Origin of the sequence: Phaeodactylibacter xiamenensis (assembly GCF_965229835.1) — a bacterium.
Lineage (GTDB): Bacteria > Bacteroidota > Bacteroidia > Chitinophagales > Saprospiraceae > Phaeodactylibacter > Phaeodactylibacter xiamenensis.
Genome location: NZ_OZ245931.1, coordinates 787,426 through 805,087, shown reverse-complemented (window position 1 = coordinate 805,087; position 17,662 = coordinate 787,426). Strand labels below are relative to the sequence as shown.

The 17,662-nt window shown below is 53.4% G+C and carries 15 protein-coding genes and 1 tRNA gene; 10 read left to right on the top strand and 6 right to left on the bottom strand.

Features of this window, described 5'->3' with window-relative positions; genetic code table 11:
- Positions 1–10: 10 nt before the first annotated feature.
- Entirely contained in the window at positions 11–2,437 is a 2,427-nt protein-coding gene (locus ACO08I_RS03030) for a prolyl oligopeptidase family serine peptidase (protein WP_421948441.1), read from the bottom strand.
- A 214-nt stretch (positions 2,438–2,651) separates the two neighbouring features.
- Here ACO08I_RS03030 and ACO08I_RS03025 point away from each other — a divergent pair, with 214 nt between their 5' ends.
- The 3 genes from ACO08I_RS03025 to ACO08I_RS03015 all read left to right on the top strand — a co-directional run bounded on the left by ACO08I_RS03025 (position 2,652) and on the right by ACO08I_RS03015 (position 5,402).
- Positions 2,652–3,242 carry a YceI family protein gene (locus ACO08I_RS03025; protein WP_282782517.1) on the top strand — a complete coding sequence of 197 codons (591 nt, stop codon included), beginning with the start codon at positions 2,652–2,654 and terminating at the stop codon, positions 3,240–3,242.
- A 145-nt stretch (positions 3,243–3,387) separates the two neighbouring features.
- Positions 3,388–4,704, top strand: coding sequence for a hypothetical protein (locus ACO08I_RS03020; RefSeq protein WP_421948440.1), 1,317 nt, complete (start codon positions 3,388–3,390; stop codon positions 4,702–4,704).
- Positions 4,705–4,802: 98 nt separating this feature from the next.
- Entirely contained in the window at positions 4,803–5,402 is a 600-nt protein-coding gene (locus tag ACO08I_RS03015; RefSeq protein ID WP_421948439.1) for a hypothetical protein, read from the top strand.
- 6 nt (positions 5,403–5,408) lie between these two features.
- On the opposite strand, the gene ACO08I_RS03010 is transcribed toward ACO08I_RS03015, so the two are convergent.
- Together ACO08I_RS03010 and ACO08I_RS03005 are read right to left on the bottom strand one after the other, a co-directional pair.
- A complete protein-coding gene (locus ACO08I_RS03010) occupies positions 5,409–7,364 on the bottom strand; it encodes a hypothetical protein (RefSeq protein ID WP_421948438.1) in 1,956 nt (651 codons plus the stop codon).
- A gap of 15 nt (positions 7,365–7,379) precedes the next feature.
- Positions 7,380–8,390, bottom strand: coding sequence for a PorP/SprF family type IX secretion system membrane protein (locus tag ACO08I_RS03005; protein WP_421948437.1), 1,011 nt, complete (start codon positions 8,388–8,390; stop codon positions 7,380–7,382).
- 61 nt (positions 8,391–8,451) lie between these two features.
- Between ACO08I_RS03005 and coaE the strand changes: the two genes are divergently transcribed.
- The 3 genes from coaE to rsgA all read left to right on the top strand — a co-directional run bounded on the left by coaE (position 8,452) and on the right by rsgA (position 11,486).
- Positions 8,452–9,075, top strand: coding sequence for a dephospho-CoA kinase (gene coaE / locus ACO08I_RS03000; RefSeq protein WP_282782508.1), 624 nt, complete (start codon positions 8,452–8,454; stop codon positions 9,073–9,075).
- Positions 9,032–10,180 (top strand): LOG family protein, encoded by a 1,149-nt coding sequence (locus tag ACO08I_RS02995; RefSeq protein ID WP_421948436.1) that lies wholly within the window; start codon positions 9,032–9,034, stop codon positions 10,178–10,180. Before coaE ends, ACO08I_RS02995 begins: the two co-directional genes overlap by 44 nt.
- A 238-nt stretch (positions 10,181–10,418) precedes the next feature.
- A complete protein-coding gene (gene rsgA, locus ACO08I_RS02990) occupies positions 10,419–11,486 on the top strand; it encodes a ribosome small subunit-dependent GTPase A (protein ID WP_421948435.1) in 1,068 nt (355 codons plus the stop codon).
- On the opposite strand, the gene ACO08I_RS02985 is transcribed toward rsgA, so the two are convergent.
- Positions 11,483–12,001, bottom strand: coding sequence for a GAF domain-containing protein (locus ACO08I_RS02985; protein ID WP_421948434.1), 519 nt, complete (start codon positions 11,999–12,001; stop codon positions 11,483–11,485). The genes rsgA and ACO08I_RS02985 overlap by 4 nt on opposite strands.
- Positions 12,002–12,084: 83 nt before the next feature.
- Positions 12,085–12,161, bottom strand: a tRNA-His gene (locus tag ACO08I_RS02980).
- Positions 12,162–12,289: 128 nt separating this feature from the next.
- Here ACO08I_RS02980 and ACO08I_RS02975 point away from each other — a divergent pair.
- Positions 12,290–13,057 carry a hypothetical protein gene (locus ACO08I_RS02975; RefSeq protein ID WP_421948433.1) on the top strand — a complete coding sequence of 256 codons (768 nt, stop codon included), beginning with the start codon at positions 12,290–12,292 and terminating at the stop codon, positions 13,055–13,057.
- A 10-nt stretch (positions 13,058–13,067) separates the two neighbouring features.
- Here ACO08I_RS02975 and ACO08I_RS02970 read toward each other — a convergent pair whose 3' ends face one another.
- Positions 13,068–13,607: a hypothetical protein gene (locus ACO08I_RS02970; protein WP_421948432.1), complete on the bottom strand. Its 540-nt coding sequence runs from the start codon at positions 13,605–13,607 to the stop codon at positions 13,068–13,070.
- A 136-nt stretch (positions 13,608–13,743) separates the two neighbouring features.
- Between ACO08I_RS02970 and ACO08I_RS02965 the strand changes: the two genes are divergently transcribed.
- From ACO08I_RS02965 to ACO08I_RS02955, 3 genes are all read left to right on the top strand, one after another.
- Positions 13,744–14,331 (top strand): Uma2 family endonuclease, encoded by a 588-nt coding sequence (locus ACO08I_RS02965; protein ID WP_421948431.1) that lies wholly within the window; start codon positions 13,744–13,746, stop codon positions 14,329–14,331.
- 24 nt (positions 14,332–14,355) lie between these two features.
- A complete protein-coding gene (locus ACO08I_RS02960; protein WP_421948430.1) occupies positions 14,356–15,789 on the top strand; it encodes an ArnT family glycosyltransferase in 1,434 nt (477 codons plus the stop codon).
- Between the two features lie 111 nt (positions 15,790–15,900).
- Positions 15,901–17,661: an NAD(P)H-dependent oxidoreductase subunit E gene (locus ACO08I_RS02955; RefSeq protein WP_421948429.1), complete on the top strand. Its 1,761-nt coding sequence runs from the start codon at positions 15,901–15,903 to the stop codon at positions 17,659–17,661.
- The last annotated feature ends 1 nt before the right edge of the window (position 17,662 follow it).

The following is a 17,662-nucleotide window of genomic DNA, read 5'->3' as shown; positions in this document are numbered from 1 at the left end:
GCCGATGACCTTAAGGCTTCACCTCCCGGTTTTTCACATACTTCTCCAGCCAGGCATCCTGCTCGTACAGCATATGCATGATGGATTCTTTGGCGCGGTAGCCATGGCTTTCATGCGGCAGCATAACCAACCGGGCTTTGCCGCCCAAGCCGTTGATGGCCTGATACATCCGTTCGCTTTGCAGCGGGAAGGTCCCACTGTTGTTGTCTGCCTCTCCATGAATCATCAGGAGTGGCTCGTTGACTTTGTCGGCGTGCATGAAGGGCGACATGGTGTAGTAGACCTCCGGTGCATCCCAGTACGTCCGTTCCTCGCTTTGGAAGCCAAAGGGGGTCAGGGTCCGGTTGTAAGCCCCGCTGCGTGCAATGCCCGCTGCGAAGAGGTCAGAATGGGCCAGCAGGTTAGCCGTCATAAAGGCGCCGTAGGAATGCCCGCCCACAGCGATGCGGTTGCGGTCGGCAACGCCCCGTTCTGCCAGCACGTCTATAGCGGCTTCGGCATTGCCCACCAGCTGCTCCCGGAAGTAGTCATTGGGTTCCTCATCTTCCTCTCCAACAATAGGCATGGCCACCTGATCGAATACCGCATATCCCTGCGTAAGCCAGTAGAGAGGCGATCCCCAGTACAGGCGCACAAACTCGTAAGGCGAGCCTTGTACCTGACCTGCATCTCCCTTGCTCTTGAATTCTCTGGGGTATGCCCACATGATCACAGGCAGCGGGCCATCTGTTTCCGGATTGTAGCCTTTTGGCAAATACAGATCACCCTGCAAGTCGAGCCCATCTTTGCGTTGGTACTGTACCACTTCCTTTTCGATACCTGCCAGGGCCGGGTAGGGGTGCGGGAAGTCCGTGATGGCATCAAGGTCGCCGGTCTTCCAGTTGCGGATATAGTAGTTGGGCGGATCGTCCGGTGATTCGCGTCGGGTCACGACCAGTCCTTTTTTTGCATCCAAAATGAAAGCAGGGGATTCGTAATAAGGAGCCTCAGAGCGCCAAAGCTCTTCTGTTTCACTGGTCTTTAGGTCAAAAGTGCGGACAAAAGGCCGGTTCCCTTCCGGTGAAGCGCCCTGCCCGGTGAGGAAGAGGGTGCGCCCGCCATCTGCCATCAGCAGTACTTGTTCGCCAAACTCATTATAGGTCGTTTCAAAGCTGCCGGGGTCGCTGTAGCGGTCCTGATAGGAACGATCAAACAGCACCTTTTTGCTATCCGGTTTTCCCGGTGTAAACAGGCTCGTTTTAATATTGCGGGTGGCCCACCAGTATTCATAGGCAATGGCAGTGGAAGCGTTGCCCCAAACGATGCCGCTAAAGCGAAGCTCAAAGTCCAGCCCCGCCTTTACTTCACCATCTTTAAAGGGTGCTGACCAGTAAAACAGTTTGTCCCGGACGTCCACTTCCCGCTGCGGGTCGCCACCATCCTGAGCTTCCACCCAGTAAAGCGTTGCCGGCTGATCGTCCCGCCAGCTGATGCGGCGCTTGCCTTCCGGTACAGCCCCGAAGCCTTTAGGCAGTTGCTCGATCAAAGGCTGCTCATCAATTAGCTTCACCAGGTTTCCGTCCAGGTCGTATACCTCCGTGGTGGTTGGGAAGCGATAATAAGGCACCAGATAGGAAAAAGGCCGGTGGATGGTCTCCACCATAATATACTGGTCATTGGGCGAGGGGCTGGCACCGGCTATCATTCCTGCTTTCGCAAAAGGCTTTGAGGTACCTTTTTCCAAATCATGCATTACCAGCTCGGAAGTGGTGTAGTATTCAAACAGATCCTCATCGTAGGGATTCTCTAAAAGGTCCTGATACGTCCGGAGGGTGGTTTTCTGCCCGGCAGACTCCTGAATGACTGGCCCGGCGGGCACCAGGATTTCCTCCGGGCGTTCGCCCCGGTCTTTGGGCACCATTTTGACCAGGATTTGATCACTGCCAATCCAGTCGTAAGGCGTGCCGCCCATGGCGTCATTGACCCTGGAATCAGTTAAGGGGCTGGCAGACTTGTCGGCTACTGTACCGGTCCAAAGCGCAATGCCTTTCTGAGTGGTAATGGTGAAGGCAAACCGTTTACCATCGGGCGACCAGCTCAGGTTTTCGATTTGTGCAGCGTCCGGTAATCCGGAAACGCTGAAGGTCCTTCCGCTGTCCATATGTTTCAGGGTAAGGCTGGAGTAGCTGTAACTCCGGCTGCTCCCGTTGGTCCGGGGATTCATGCGCAGGCCCGCCAGGCGCAGTTCCGGTTGTGCCAGTTCCTCAATGGAAGGGTAGCCGGGGCGCTCCATGAGCATCATCCACTCCCGGCTGCTGTTGATGCGCAGGGCAGGCGGCTGGGGGGCGTTGGCAAGGTCGGCGATAGCCTTGGGAGGCATTTGGTAGCCCGATGGGGCTTGTGCCAAAAGGCTGTCAGAGAGTAGCAAAAGGGTGAAAACCCACAAAAGATGTTTCATAAAGTCAGGTTTGTTATGGTGATTTGGAAATAATTCAAAAGAGAATCCTCCTTAAATATCGTAAAAAGGCTCGAAATACTGTCACTACAATAAAGCATTGTTGGCGGTTTTGGGCTTGAGTGATAAAGGTCACACAGGGTTTTGACGAATGTCACCAATCCCCACCTGCCAAGTAGGATATCTTTGGACCAACAACAACAAAAAACAGATCGTTATGAAATACCTGCTATTGAACTTACTTGCACTATTTGTGGCGGTTTCGCTTTCCGGGCAGGCCTACGAGGTGGAAGATTTTGAGATGACCGTATCTGGCACCTCAACTTTGCACGATTGGACATCGGATATCACGAAGATAAATGCTGAAGCATATATCGACTGGGCAGATGGTAAGGTAGGTAATGTTAGGAACCTGTCTGTGACTGTCCCGGTTGAAAGCATTATTAGTACCAAGGGCCGGATTATGGACGGCAAAACCTGGGATGCCCTCAAAAAAGACAAGCACCCCAACATCACCTTTAAAGCGAGCGCTGCGGATGTGAAATGGGTTAACGGAAGCTACCTGATCACCGCCAACGGTAAGCTTACGGTAGCCGGACAAACCAAAAACGTCACCCTCAAAGCGAACGGAAAGCCGGTAGCCAATGGCGGATTAGTATTCTCCGGCAGCTACGACATCAACATGCCTGACTATGGAATGGAACCTCCCACTGCACTGATGGGCTCCATCAAAACCGGTGAAAAAGTCACCATTGAATACAGTGTCAGAATGCAGCCTTCCAACGGCAATGCCGGCCTGGACCGGTAAGACTTAAAGATTCGTCTGGATTTTCTCGAAAAACAGCGCCCTTGCTAACAGGACTTCTGACCGGGATAGTCATGCCCGGTCCTGCCTGAACGGTGCGTGTGTTAGCGATTCACATAAAACAACCACGTTAAAAAACCTACTCGTCATGAAATTATTCAAAGCACTATTTAGCTTCATCGCACTGCTCGCGGTGACCTCACTGATGGCTCAGCAAGCCAGGATTGACAACCTTCGCCCTTACGATCAGGAAGGTGTGAATGAATTCGAATACCTCAAAAAGGATAGTCTTGATTTCGAAGGCGTGAAAGTCCGCCTGGGCGGTAACTTCGCTCAACAGTTCCAGGCACTCGACCACAGCAACACCCTCATGGATGTGGACGGCGACGGCCAGTTTGACAATGAACTGTACAATCTTGAAAATGGCTTCAACTTGGCCACAGCCAACCTAAACATCGACGTGGAACTGGCCAAAGGCGTTCGCCTGAACCTGGTGACCTATCTGTCTTCCCGCCACCACCCGGAAGCATGGGTAAAAGGCGGCTTCATACAAGTCGATGACCTGTCCTTCCTCAACAGCGATTTTGCGGACAAGCTGATGGAAAACATCACCATCCGTGCTGGTCATATGGAAATCAACTACGGTGACGCCCACTTCCGCCGTACGGACAACGGTAATGCCATGTACAACCCATTCGTAGGCAACTACATCGTTGATGCCTTCAATACAGAGATTGGTGGTGAAGTTTACTACCAGAAAGAAGGCTGGATTGCCATGTTGGGGATCACCGGTGGTGAAATCAATGGTAACATTACTGCACCAAACACAAGTGAAGTAGACGAAAACTCCAAGCGTGCCCCTTCTATCATTGGTAAGATTGGCTACGATAGCGAGGTAGCAGATAACGTACGCCTCCGGATAACTGGTTCTGCCTACCACACTGCCAGCTCCGCTGTTAACCACCTTTACAGTGGTGACCGTGGCGGCTCCCGTTACTACCTCGTGATGTCTCCTCCGGGTGCTCGTGCAGGCGATAGCGGCATCTTCTCCTCCGGCCGTTACAGCCCTGGTTTCATGGACGAAGTGACTGCCTTCATGGGCAACGCATTTGTCAAAGCCGGTGGATTCGAGTTTTTCGGAACCTACGAAATGTCTAGCGGACGTAACTGGTTCGAACCTGAAAAGCGCAACATGACGCAGGTTGCTGCGGATGTACTGTACCGCTTCGGCAAGAATGAGGATTTCTACATCGGTGGCCGTTACAATACCGTTAATGCAGATGTATCCAGTGACGCTTCTGTGACCATTAACCGCTACCAAATCGGCGGTGGCTGGTTCGTCATCGACAACATCCTGCTGAAAGCGGAGTATGTGAACCAGGAATACCTTGACTTTGCACCAGGCTCATTGCTTTCTGACGGCAATTTCAGCGGCCTGATGATTGAAGCAGTAGTTGGCTTCTAAGGAAAAGAAAAACGTAGAGTCGAAAGACTAGCAAAAACAGGCTCCCGGCCGGCGCTCCATGCCTGCCGGGAGTCCTTTTTTCATCCAAACTCAAAGCCATGCGTTACCCTGTCCGCTTTACTTTCCTGCTGTTGGTGCTGACTATCCTGCTTTCCGGATATGCCGATCGGGAGCGGGCTTACATTCTTGAAGAGTCTGAACTGACGCTCATCGGAACGTCCAATATCAAGCCCTTCTCCTGCGTTTGCGATGAAGACTTCGAGCCCATTACCTATGAGTTGGAGCAGCACTGCGACGGGCACTATATCTTTAAAGGTACCCGCCTGCGGATTCCCGTCCGCGCATTGGATTGTGGCAACCGCATTATGAATAAAGACCTCTATGAGGCACTGAAGGCAGATGCCTATCCGGAAATTGTGATTCAGCCCGAGGAATTGCACCTGCCTCTGGCTTTAAATGCAGTCGAAGGATGGTCTGATTTGACGGCTGAGGCCTCTGTAAGACTTGCGGGCCGCTCCCGGCAAATCTCTCTGCCTGTACGGGTAAAGGCACTGGGCAAAGCGAAGTTCCGGATTCAATCCAGAAAGACCCTTTGTATGCGGGATTTTGGCATTACGCCACCTACCGCTATGGGTGGACTGATCAAAGTGGAGGAAGAAATTGACATTCGCTTCGACCTCGTTGTAGCCACACAATAAGCTTTTTCAATCTTTAATCTCCACGATTTCCACCCGCCGTTCCCGGGCTGCATCCGGATGGTAGATGCTGTTGCGTAAATCATCCAGGGCATCACTGACGGTATTGGAAGCAGTGGCTTCACCAAAGGGGCGTTCTGATAAGATCAGCTGCCCGTTTTCGAGGTAAGGCAGGAAAACCCCGCCTTCATAGGTCCGGAAGTGATTGCGCACACTGCTGATGCGCCGCTTACTGAGGGCCAGGTTATAGTCCTTTTTGGCCCTTGGGCTCGTGTAGCCTTTCATGAAAATCTCGACGGTATCCCCACTTTCAAGGCGTTGCAATAATATTTCTGAAAACCGCCCCAGGAATACATGTCCTTTCTCTGCTTCTTCCTCAAAAAAAGCCTCTACAGCGTAGGTCGCTTCTTCCCTTAACTCAGCCTCCAGCGGATCGGCAAAGCGGTCCAGGTATTCTGGTTTTCGGGCGGCATAGGCTTCATAAGTTTCCCCGTAAGTGCGCTGCGTAGTGGTGCGCCGGGTGCGTTTGTCGGGCTCATCGTTGTCGAAGTAGAGGGCCAGGGGCAAAAAATCCTGTAGCGTATTGGGGACGGGTTCTGGCTCAGGGATGCCGGGCCGCATCGGCTCAGGCATGTCCGGGACTTCTGTCAGTGCCGGGGTATCTGGCATGGGCAAAAGGTATTGTACGGCGTACAGGTCATTGCAGCAAGCCTCAAAGTCGTCATCGAGGTAGTAGGCACCGGTCCGGTTGCTGGCCAGAAAAGCCAGGGTCGTGTCCCCACTCAGGCTGTAGTAAAGATCATTGTAGCTGGAATTGACGGGCAGCCCAAGATTGACCGGGGGCGTCCAGCCTTCAGCCGTACGTCTTGACCGGAAAACATCATATCCTCCAAAATTATCCCGCCCGGTGGAGCTGAAGTAGAGGGTCTGCGTAGGCGTATGGAAAAAGGGGGTAATGTCGTCCTGAGCAGTGTTTAGCCCTGATAAGGATACAGGTTCTCCCACCTGACCAGCGGTATCAATATCCGCACGGAACAGTTCAAGGTCTCCGGCATCGCTTTCCTGTACAAAAAAGAGCACTTCGGTTTGTGCCGTGGAGTCGTACCCCAGGCTCGGTTGCGTGGCGGTCTTCCCCTTTTGATTGACCGTGTTTGGCAAAAAGGTTACCTTCTGCTCCCAACGCCCCCGTCTGTCCCGCTCCCGGTAGCCCAGCTGACAGTGGATTTCCGAAGCATTGACATAATCGCAAATGGTGAAATACACCCGGTTCCCATCAAAGCTAAAGGCCGTATGGGCGGTATGCAACTGATCGTCATTGAAGCCCCGGCGCAGCGGGCGGCCCCGGCCTTGCCCCTTTCGGTAGAGCACCTTGGTAATGCGGCGCGGTGGGGCGTAGTCGTCTTCTTCCCGTTCGTAGCGGAAAGAGGAATAGTAAAAGGTATCGTTGTGCAGCAGGGGTGCAAATTCGGAGTAATCGGTATTCACGCTTCTTCCCAGATGAGCAACCTTGGTCAGGGTATCAGCTGTTTGCCGGAGCGCCCACCGGCACTGCTGTAGTATTCGTTCGGCTTTTGCGCGGTCTTCCGGAGCAAGGCCCGGCCGTTTAAGGAAGGCGGTCAGGTAGCCAACCGCCTGATCGTAATCCCCGGTACGCTGATAGACCTCGCTCAAGCCAAGCAGAGCTTGCGGGAAGCGGTCGCCCTGCGGGCTGTCCAGTACTTTTTGAAAGTGCTCAACCGCCTGCTGATAGGCATGAAAGCGCAGCGCGACCTGTGCGAATTTCAGGCTGATGGCTGGGGTCTCCGCGCGGAGTTCAAGTGCCCCGCTGTAGTGCTGCAGCGCCGCCTGATAATCTTGCCGGGCGAGGGCTTCATCACCCGCTTTTACAAAAGCTTTGAAGGTCTGCCCAGGCAACAGCAACGGGGCAAGGAGCAGCATGGAAAACAAGAGCAATCGGTGAATCATAAGCATTAGGTTGGGCTAAAAGACCGGGCAGGCTTTGAAGGCTTTGGGTGGTTTGACCTCGGTAATAAAATATTGCAGGGATAACTCCGTCCCGCCCCTGCCGTTGGTGGCCTGCCGGAAAGGGGAGGTGTTGATATCGTAGCTCAGCCCCAGCCGCCAGTCCCGGTAAAAGACTTCCAGCAAGACAATAGCGGCATCACTGAGCCGGTAGCCGCCACTTAATTGTAGGGCTAAGGGCAGGCCCGTTAACTCATTTAGGTGGTAGCGCCCGCCGGCCAGGCCTACGATTTCCCGGTAGCTGCCCTGCCGCTGTCCGAGTAGGTAGGCTGCAAGGTCCCAGGTTTCATCCAATTCTACGACACCTGTAACATGAAGGTTGACCAAAATGGGCAGAGGGACCGCTTCATTTTCCAAAAAGGACAAAGAAGGCTGATTAAGGTGAGCGCTGCCCAGGCCGGCATTAATTTCGGTACGGCTGCGGGTATCAGCATAGCGGTAGTTCACGCCTGCCCCCAGGCTGCTATAGCCGGCGGCGGTGCGGGGCAGCACCTCAGCGGAAGGCGTGGTGGGATCGAAGAAGTTGTCGGTAAACTGATCACCAAACTGAAAGGCACCGGGTTGCAGGGTCCGTTGCCCAAAGCGGCCCTGAATGCCTGCGGAAAGCGTTTGTTCCTCCGAAAGTTGCAAGTGGTACGCCAGCGAAAGCCCCACCTGAACCCAACTCAGCTGCCCGTCCCCCGCCTGATCATATAAAAAATGCGCCCCCGCTCCAAACAGATGATTCCGCAGCTTCGGCAACCGCACCTTTCGGCTGTAGCCGGCCACAATAGTCTCGTAAGCCACCGGCACGGATTGCCACTGCGACCGGTAATTGGCACCAAAGCGGTGGTCCGGCCGGTAAGCTCCTGCCAAAGCGGGGTTGATTTGCTGAGGCGCATTATGGAATTGCGAAAAGTGCAGGTCTTGCGCCAGGAGCACGCAACTAAGCAGCAGAAACGGTAAGAGGAGGGTTGCTTTTCTCGCCATGATTCTAAAAATAGGCCGATTGTGCGGCATTTTAAACTTCAGGCACTTATTTTTATCGCCTATGGAAAGCAAATTGCCAAAACCACCCCTGAAAATAGGGATCACCGGAGGTATCGGCAGTGGAAAAACCACCGCCTGCCGTATTTTCGAAACTCTGGGCATCCCGGTCTACTATGCCGATGACCGTGCCAAATGGCTGATGGTCAACGATGACCAACTCAAAGCGAGGATCATTGCACTGTTCGGCTCCGAAGCTTACGATGTATCCGGAGCGCTGAACCGGGCACATATTGCTCAAAAAGCCTTCAGTGACTCCAGTTTGCTGGAACAGCTCAACGCAGCCGTCCACCCCGCAGTTGGGGCGGATGCAGAACGTTGGCAGCGGGCACAATCCGGTGTGCCATACACGCTCAAGGAAGCTGCTCTGCTCTATGAGAGTGGGAGTTTCAAAGCCCTTGATGCGGTGATTGTGGTGAGCGCTCCGGAGGAAGTGCGCCTCAGGCGGGTGATGCAGCGGGATGGGGTAGAGGAGGAGGCCGTTCGTGCCCGCATGCGCAAACAAATGCCGGAGGAAGAGAAAGTCCGGCGCGCCGATTACCTCATTCAGAACGACGGGCAGCAGTCCATTATCCGGCAGATACATGCCATTCACCAACAACTCCAACAACGCTATGACGAAATTTGATCATCCTCAGGAAATACTGATCACCGAATGGGCAGCACTGCAAGGCCGGACGGATTTAACGAATTGCACGGTTCAGGGCGTCGACTTGCGGGAGCAAAGCCTGGATTGGGACAAGTGCCGCATCGGCAATACAGCTTTCCTGGGTTGCCCTATGGACCTGGAAACCGAGCTACAGTTACGGCGTATCGGTGCCCATATCTATACGCCACCGGCACAACCTTTACCCTACAATCCATTCAGGAAGGCGCTTTACACCTGGCAGGAGCTCATCACCCCGGTGGAAGGCAAGCAGGCGGACTTGCACATTTACGAGCATTTTTCGGCTTCCAAGCTCAATCCGCCCATCAATGAGGCCCTGTGGCAACGCATTCACGACCACTCTATTGATGAGGGGCTGCGGCAGTTGCTGCAATTTGATGAAGAAGGCATGACCAGCCGCCGCTGCGTGGGCATCATGGGCGGGCATAGCACGTTGCGCACGGATCCGTATTTTGAAAAAACCGCCCTTACCGCCCTGCTTTTGGCGAAAGCCGGCTACTTTGTCGTTTCCGGGGGCGGGCCGGGCATCATGGAAGCCGCCAATCTTGGCGCATACTTGTCGCCTTATGGAGCAGAGGCCCTCAAACAAGCCCTACGCACCTTAAAGTCTGCGCCCCACTACACTGATCCCGGTTATCACGAGGCAGCGCAGGCAGTCCTTCAGGACTACCCGGATGGCGCAGAAAACCTTGCCATCCCCACCTGGTTCTACGGGCATGAGCCCAGCAATTTGTTCGCCAGCCATATCGCCAAGTATTTTTCGAACAGCATTCGGGAAGACACCCTGCTGGCCATCAGTCTGTACGGTATTATTTGTGCCCCCGGCAGTGCAGGGACTACGCAGGAAATCTTCATGGATGCCACGCAGAACCACTACGGTACCTTTAATTACTACAGCCCTATGGTTTTCCTCGGCCGGCAGCGGTATGAAATTGAAACGCTGATCTATCCACTGCTGCGGCAGCTGGCCTGGGGCCGGGAATATTACGATTTGCTTTGCCTTACGGACGAGCCGGAAGAAGTGGTGCATTTCCTGCAAGCCCATCCGCCCAGGAAAGTAGGCTAGGCTTGAAATAAATTACAGCTACAGGGGCACTTATTTGAACAGGTGGATGTTATACGCAATACGAAGTGGTCACCTACTGGCGCTAACGGCCAGCACGGGGAACGATAAATGTCGGGATCTTGGATTTGCGACATCGGAGCAAGCCACTTCCCAGCGTAAATGCTGACATTGAGTAGGTTTGCTGTGGCAAACCACTTAATCTTCAGTATATCGCTTTGTAAACAACGCAGGACGATCAATGAATCTGGAAGATCTTGGATACAATGAAGCCCTTGAGGCCTACCGGCAGGAACACGGCTATAGCCAGCATTTAGTGGGCAGGGTGACGGTAGAGCACCGTGAACGCTATATGGTAAGCAGTGAAGAAGGAGAATTTGACGCCGAATTACTGGGCAACTTACGGTACGCAGCAGCTTCAAAAAACGATCTGCCCGCAGTGGGTGATTGGGTCGCTATTTCTGAATACGACGAAGGCAAAGCTCTGATTCATGCGGTATTTCCCCGCCATACCGTTTTGGAGCGGCAGGCGGTTGGCAAGCTTGGCGAACGGCAAATCATCGCTACCAATATTGACTATGGGATTATTGTCCAATCGGTGAATAGAGATTTCAGCATCAACCGGTTGGAGCGATATCTGACGCTTTGCCACGCTGCAAAAATACAGCCCCTGATTGTGGTCACCAAGGTGGATTTGATATCGGAAGCAGAGCAGGAAAGTCTGCTCGGAAAAATAAGGTCCCGTGTTGCTGATGTCCCGGTTTTTGCGGTCAGCAATGAAACACAAGAGGGGATTAATGCGCTGAAAGATCTGGTTGTAAGGGGAAAAACCTACTGTTTACTGGGCTCCTCCGGTGTTGGGAAATCCTCTCTGATCAATAGCCTTAGCGGTGTGGAGCGTATGAAAACAGGCGCCATCAGCGAAGGGATCGACCGGGGTAAGCATGTAACCACCCACCGGGAGCTGGTCCCCCTGGTCAACGGCGCTGTGTTGATCGATAACCCCGGCATGCGGGAAGTAGGCATCACTGACCGTTCGGGAGGGCTGGAACAAACCTTTGAGCAAATTTATGCCTTGTCTGACGCCTGTAAGTTTTCAGACTGTACGCATACCTCTGAGATTGGCTGTGCTGTTTTGGCTGCTTTGGATTCAGGTGATCTTGAGGAGGCCACGCTGGAAAACTTCTATAAAATGGAGAACGAGCAGGCGCATTTTTCCTCTACTGTCTTGGAACGAAGGGCTAGAGATAAAAAATTTGGCAAAATGTACAGGGAGGTCAAAAAACACAAAAAGAAAACCAAGTACTAAAACACTTCCTTCATCAGGCGTTCCAGGTATTTTTGATCCACTTCATCAAAGGAGTCCTTTAGCGTACTGTCTACATCAAAAACAGCAGTCAGCGCACCATCTTTCCCAAAAACCGGCACTACGATTTCAGAGCAGGAATTGGGGTCACAGGCAATATGGTCGGTGCCCTGCTGCAGGGCGTGGGTGTCGGGCACAATTTGCGTTTTCTCCTCCCGGGCCGCTCTTCCACAAACCCCTTTATCGTAGCTGATGTGCAGGCAGCCCAGAGTACCCTGATAGGGCCCTACCGACAACTGGCGCTCACCGCTTTTGACATAAAAGCCCACCCAATAGTAATACGGCAGATAAGTTTTGAGCAGACAGTTGATGGTAGCCATTTTAAGGGTGGTATCCGTTTCCCCTTCCAGATTAGCCTGAATGGCCATCAGTGCCTGCTCGTAGGCTTCCGTTTTTGCCGCCCGGTCGAGGTTGACGGAAGGCTTGATGAAATAGGGCATTGCTGCGGATGCGCTCATGTCAGGTTTTTTGTATTCCAAACATCACCAACCGGGGAGCGGTTGCATAAAAAAAGCCCGCCGGAATAACCGGCAGGCTTTAGTGGGGTGGAAGACCGGATTTGAACCGGCGACCTCTGGAACCACAATCCAGCGCTCTAACCAACTGAGCTACAACCACCATTTTGAGGATTTGGACGCCACTTTTTGACTTCCTTTTTATCAAAGCGATGCAAAGATAAAATAGTTCCGGAATTAGTGAAAAACTTTTTTAGAAAAAACTGTTATCTTTATCAAAACGGAAAAACCATGCGCCAACCGATTATTCTCCCTTTCCTCTTTGCTCTTGGCCTGATGGCCTTTGGGTGTGCACCCGATCAGGAAGCTGCTCAGGACTTTAGTGTCCGTTTGCTCTGCGAGTCCAAGGGCGAAAGTGGCGCAGGTATTCCCAAAAGTGCCGTTTACACATTAGTCGAAGAGCAAAAAGTCAAGATTGCCAATATTGCCGCCTGTGACAGCATCCCGCCCGCTGCTTTTTCAGATTATGGCATTCCGGACTCCGCCCTTGCTGCCGCTGGTGGCTGGTACGCTGGCGCAGGAGATTACCTCTATGCTATCCGTGAAGGGGAGGCTATCGTCTACTATCAGGGCTGGCAGGATGAAATGCAGGAGGATGAAGGCTTCCATTACACCCAATTGGGCGTATACAAAAACGGGAAGTTTGAGTTGCAGCTGCCGCCCACGCGGGAAGAACTCGTGGGGACCTATACTCTTAGCCAGGAAACAGGCTCTCATATCCTGTTCGTAGGCATGCATGAAGATACGCTGATTGGGGAGCATTTTGTTCTTGATGGCGTTTTGCCCCCGCTCAATCAGCTGAATGTACTGATGACCGGTATGGCGCCTCAGGACTCCGCCACTTTGGACTTAATCGATCAGGGCTTCCGTTTTTCTTCCGCTATGGGGGATGGGACTTTTCAGCGCTCGGGAGACGGGCTGGAGGTAAGCCTGAACCTGGACGGGCAGCAGGTGCGCCTGCAAAAAGCCCTCAGCAAAGACTACAGCATACCCCAATAACAGATTCGGTTTAGTTTTCCCAGAACCGCCAGTTGATGCCTTCTTTTTGGCGGCGTCTTTTCCGTTGCTTTTTCTTCAGCCAGTTGCGCTTCAGAATGACGTAGCGCAGCGAAATGCCAGTTTGGGTGTAAACCGTACGTTCGCCGCCAATGAGATTGATTGCCGGCTTGATATCATACGTCAGGTTGAGCTTGCCGAGTGACAATTCGATCCCGCCGATAAGGGTTAGCCCAAAAGGATCCTCGTACGGGCTGCCCTCAGTAGTAGTCGGCACGCTGCCCCAGCCTTTATGCAGCCCGCCGCCACCGTATATGTTCAATCGTTTGGTAATGAATGGCATGTGTTGCGTACCGAGGAGCGTTACAAGTGCCTCTTCCCGCTGCAGGCTCGTTTGCAGGATAGCCTCAAGGGTGGTCTTATCAAAAATCCGCTGCTTGACCGTTAGCCCCCAGTCGGTCCCCAGGCGCATGCCAAACGCGGTATCATAAGATTGGGCGCCTAGGCTCAGCGCTGTACAACAAATAAAGAAGGTGAGTAATCTTGCTTTCATGGTGCTAGGAACGCAAGACAAGGGTTGCATATTTTCCGGCAAAGAACAATTGGTCCGGGCAAACCGGAATACCGCCACTGAGTTGAAAGGCTGGCGGAATATAGCTATCTTTGAAAGGCATAAACAACGTGATTTTATGGCAGAGCAGCAAACCGAATACTATTCTATTGAGGATTACCTGGCCCTGGAAGCGCAGGCAGAGGAGCGTCATGAATACGAAGCAGGGCGGATCCATGCGATGAGTGGGGGCTCAATTCATCACAGTCTGATCGGGACCAATATCACAAATTCACTCTACAACAAACTTGAGGGCTCGAGTTGCCTGGTGTTGAATGGTGATGCCCGACTTTGGATAGACCATGCTCATTCCTTTGTTTACCCCGATGCCATGGTGATTTGTGGTAAAATTCAAGCAGCGGATAAAGATCCCCATGCCGTTGTTAATCCGGTTTTGATCGTGGAGGTATTGTCAAAATCAACCGTTGGCTACGACCGGGGCGATAAATTCCACAAGTACTGCTCCCTGCCTTCTTTTCAGGAGTACGTTCTAATTGATCAGGACAAGCCCGTTGTGGATGTCCTTTTCCGGGAGGAGCCCGGCTACTGGAAGATGACAACAGCGATCGGGCTGGACAAATCTATCAGCCTGGCAAGTTTAGGCTTTGACATTCCACTTTCAGCGATCTACCGCAACGTGCAGGACCTGGGTGAGCCCATCTTTTGACACAGCTATCTTTCAAGATAAAGAATGACCAATTCTCCAATTTGGTGGGGCGTGTTGCTCGGGGCGGTCTTCTGCTTCGGTTGCGCCTGGCGGTTACACACAAAATCAAAGCACGAAACAGCTGTCTTACTACTGGTGCTGGGCGGCTTTTTGCTGCGCCTTTTCAGCGCCAATGACCCGTTTCTCAACCCCTGGGATGAGCGCTTCCATGCCCTGGTGGCTAAGCATATGATGAGCTACCCTTTTCGCCCCATGCTGTATGTCCACCCCGTTTTGCCCTATCCGCCAGAGGACTGGTCCGCCAATCACATCTGGCTCCATAAGCAACCTTTTGCGCTATGGCTGATGAGTGGCAGCATGAAACTTTTTGGTACCCATTTACTGGCACTTCGACTGCCAAGTGTGCTGATCACCACCCTGGGGATAGGAGCGATGTACGGACTGGGTAAGCGCCTTTACCATGCCCGTATTGGTTTTGTTGCTGCTTTCCTTTGGGCGATACACGGTATGCTGGTGGAGCTGGCTGGTGGGCGGCGGGCTACTGACCATGTCGACGCTGTATTTGTTGCGCTGATTCTATTCGGGGCGTACTGGGCACTGCGGGCGGCACAGCAGAAGCGGATAGGCTTCGCCTTGATTACAGGCCTGTTAACCGGGCTGGCTGTGCTCACCAAGTGGCTTCCCGGGCTTATTGTACTGCCCGTTTGGGCACTTTGGGCGATTCACTACCGGCAGCATTCCTGGAAAAGCTGGCTTGGGCATGGCCTGCTGATGACCTGTGCTGTATTTGTCGTGGCGGCACCCTGGCAAATATACACTCATCAAGCTTTTCCGGTAGAAGCCCGCTGGGAACAATACTACAACTACCTCCACCTGTTTGAAGGGCTCGAAGGGCACGATCAACCCTGGTATTTCCACCTCAATAACATACGGATACTGTTTGGCGAATTCATCTACCTGCCTTTGGTTTGGTGGGCATGGGTTGCTCTCCGCAAGCGATCGGATGCCAGCCGGTGGGCACTACTGGTCTGGATAGCGATCCCACTGGGGTTCTTCTCCTTCGCTGCCACCAAAATGCCCGCCTACATTCTCATTTCGGCACCTGCCATTTTCCTAATCACTGCTCTGGCCTGGCAGCATTTTAAGATTTACCAATACCGGTTTGGGCGCTGGCGGCGGTTGGTGCAGGTTTTTATAATGGGCTTGCTCCTCCTTCCGGTCCGTTACAGCTTTGAACGCCTCAAGCCTTTGGATAGAGACGAAGCCGCGTGGGCAAAACGGATTGAAGTGGAAGGCCTGCGGCAGACGTCCCCTGCTGATTCTGTGATTTACTTTAATGTGCCGCATCCGATTGAGACGATGTTCTTTCTCGGGGGGACGGCTTATGGGTATGCGCCGGCGCCACAGGTGGTGGATAGTTTGCGGGGGCAGGGCTATCGGATAATTGTGCGGGAGTAGACATTCTGATACAGGGCTTTTGATGGACGAAGTAAATGGGCTGGCATTGACCAAAATCAGTGCATGGTATTTTAGGAAGGGGTAACTTAATTAGTGACCCAACCCTAGCCTATGAAACCAGCAACTGACCTTCCGGACCGCCGCACGTTGCTGAACGACCTGTGGGCCATTCAGCTGGAGAAGCGGCACATTAGCGATCAGAGCATTAAGACTCTGGCAGCGCGGTATCAGCTTTCTGAAGTGGAAATTGAAGGGGTCGTATCCTTTTATCATTTCTTTCACCGGCAGCCTGCCGGGCAGTACACCATTTATGTCAACAACAGCGTCACTGCTGTGCACAGTGGTATGGGTGCTGTCATTTCTGCTTTTGAGGAAGCGACTGGCGCCCGGATTGGGCAAACCGACCCTACGGGTACTTTCGGGCTTTACGAGACTTCCTGCATCGGGCTATGTGACCTGGAGCCTGCCTGCCTGATCAACTTTCAGCCTTTCACCCATCTGACACCCCAAAAGGTAAAGGCACTGGTCTGGCAATTGCGGCGCGGCGTGCCCGTTGAACAACTCGCCAATCCAATTCCTCAGCATCTGCGGTACCAGTTGACGCCGGACCGGGCAGTGCTCCTTCGCCCTTTTGTTCCCGGAGAAACCCTAAAGCCATTGCTGCAGCTTGACCCGGAGGAAGTCCTTTCCACCCTCGAAGCTTCCGGGCTAAGGGGCATGGGCGGTGCCTTCTTCCCGGTAGGTAAGAAATGGCGCCTTTGCCGGGAGCAGCCGGGCAACGAGAAATACATACTCTGCAATGCCGACGAAGGGGAACCCGGTACCTTCAAGGACCGTATGCTGCTACAGTACCTGCCGGGGCTGGTCATTGAAGGGATGATACATGCCGCTTATGCTACCGGTGCGGCAGAAGGCTGGATCTACCTGCGTGCGGAATACCGCTGGCTTTTGCCTGAACTGGAAGCGGCGGTAGCAGCGTACTACGACCGGGGATGGCTGGGGGCGCAGATCCCTGCTAAAACGCCTTTCCGGTTTGATATCCATATTCAGTTGGGGGCCGGGGCCTACGTTTGTGGCGAAGAGACTGCCATGATGAACTCCCTGGAAGGCTTGAGGGGCGAGCCACGCGTCCGAACCTATTTCCCGGTGGAAAGAGGTTACCGCCAAAAGCCCACCGTGGTCAATAATGTGGAAACCTTTGCTGCCGCTGCCCGTGTACTTGAAGTTGGGGCTGAACGATTTGCTGCCCTGGGCACGCCTCAGATGAAAGGCACCCGCCTGCTCAGCATTGCCGGCGATTGTGAGCGCCCTGGGATTTACGAAATAGAGTGGGGGACCCGCCTTGCAGAAGTCCTGGATTGGGCTGGTGCCAAATCTACACTGGCCGTGCAAATCAGCGGGCCTTCCGGGCAATGCATCGACCCTAACTACGGTGACCCGTGCTTCGACTGGGACGACCTGCGGTGCGGGGGCGCCGTAACGATATTCAACACCCAACGCGATCTGCTTCAGATCCTCCGAAACTTTTCGAGCTTCTTTGCTGAAGAATCCTGCGGCGTTTGTACCCCCTGCCGGGCAGGGAATTTCATTTTTACCCGTAAGCTGGACAAACTCGCCAAGGGGCTGGGCCGGGCGGATGACTACGTTGAAATAAAGAACTGGAGCAACATCATGCGGCAAACCAGCCGGTGCGGGCTGGGCCGGGCCGCCACCCATGCCTTGCTCACGGCAATGGAGCATTTCCCAGGGTACTTTTCCCAGTATTTCACTCCTGAAGCCGCGGCGGGCGCTCAACCCTTTGACCTGGAGGCGGCGGTCAGCGACTACCGGGAAACGGTGAATAAAACCTTAGGAACCAATAAAACCAACTGAT

What these genes read in the sequence shown, in the direction of transcription:
- ACO08I_RS02955 (WP_421948429.1), top strand. Translation starts at nt 15,901, where the DNA reads ATGAAACCAGCAACTGACCTTCCGGACCGCCGCACGTTGCTGAACGAC.
- ACO08I_RS02970 (WP_421948432.1), bottom strand. Translation starts at nt 13,607, where the DNA reads ATGAAAGCAAGATTACTCACCTTCTTTATTTGTTGTACAGCGCTGAGC.
- ACO08I_RS03030 (WP_421948441.1), bottom strand. Translation starts at nt 2,437, where the DNA reads ATGAAACATCTTTTGTGGGTTTTCACCCTTTTGCTACTCTCTGACAGC.
- ACO08I_RS03020 (WP_421948440.1), top strand. Translation starts at nt 3,388, where the DNA reads ATGAAATTATTCAAAGCACTATTTAGCTTCATCGCACTGCTCGCGGTG.
- coaE (WP_282782508.1), top strand. Translation starts at nt 8,452, where the DNA reads ATGGAAAGCAAATTGCCAAAACCACCCCTGAAAATAGGGATCACCGGA.
- ACO08I_RS03005 (WP_421948437.1), bottom strand. Translation starts at nt 8,390, where the DNA reads ATGGCGAGAAAAGCAACCCTCCTCTTACCGTTTCTGCTGCTTAGTTGC.
- ACO08I_RS03015 (WP_421948439.1), top strand. Translation starts at nt 4,803, where the DNA reads ATGCGTTACCCTGTCCGCTTTACTTTCCTGCTGTTGGTGCTGACTATC.
- ACO08I_RS02965 (WP_421948431.1), top strand. Translation starts at nt 13,744, where the DNA reads ATGGCAGAGCAGCAAACCGAATACTATTCTATTGAGGATTACCTGGCC.
- ACO08I_RS03010 (WP_421948438.1), bottom strand. Translation starts at nt 7,364, where the DNA reads ATGATTCACCGATTGCTCTTGTTTTCCATGCTGCTCCTTGCCCCGTTG.
- rsgA (WP_421948435.1), top strand. Translation starts at nt 10,419, where the DNA reads ATGAATCTGGAAGATCTTGGATACAATGAAGCCCTTGAGGCCTACCGG.
- ACO08I_RS02995 (WP_421948436.1), top strand. Translation starts at nt 9,032, where the DNA reads ATGCCATTCACCAACAACTCCAACAACGCTATGACGAAATTTGATCAT.
- ACO08I_RS02960 (WP_421948430.1), top strand. Translation starts at nt 14,356, where the DNA reads ATGACCAATTCTCCAATTTGGTGGGGCGTGTTGCTCGGGGCGGTCTTC.
- ACO08I_RS03025 (WP_282782517.1), top strand. Translation starts at nt 2,652, where the DNA reads ATGAAATACCTGCTATTGAACTTACTTGCACTATTTGTGGCGGTTTCG.
- ACO08I_RS02975 (WP_421948433.1), top strand. Translation starts at nt 12,290, where the DNA reads ATGCGCCAACCGATTATTCTCCCTTTCCTCTTTGCTCTTGGCCTGATG.
- ACO08I_RS02985 (WP_421948434.1), bottom strand. Translation starts at nt 12,001, where the DNA reads ATGAGCGCATCCGCAGCAATGCCCTATTTCATCAAGCCTTCCGTCAAC.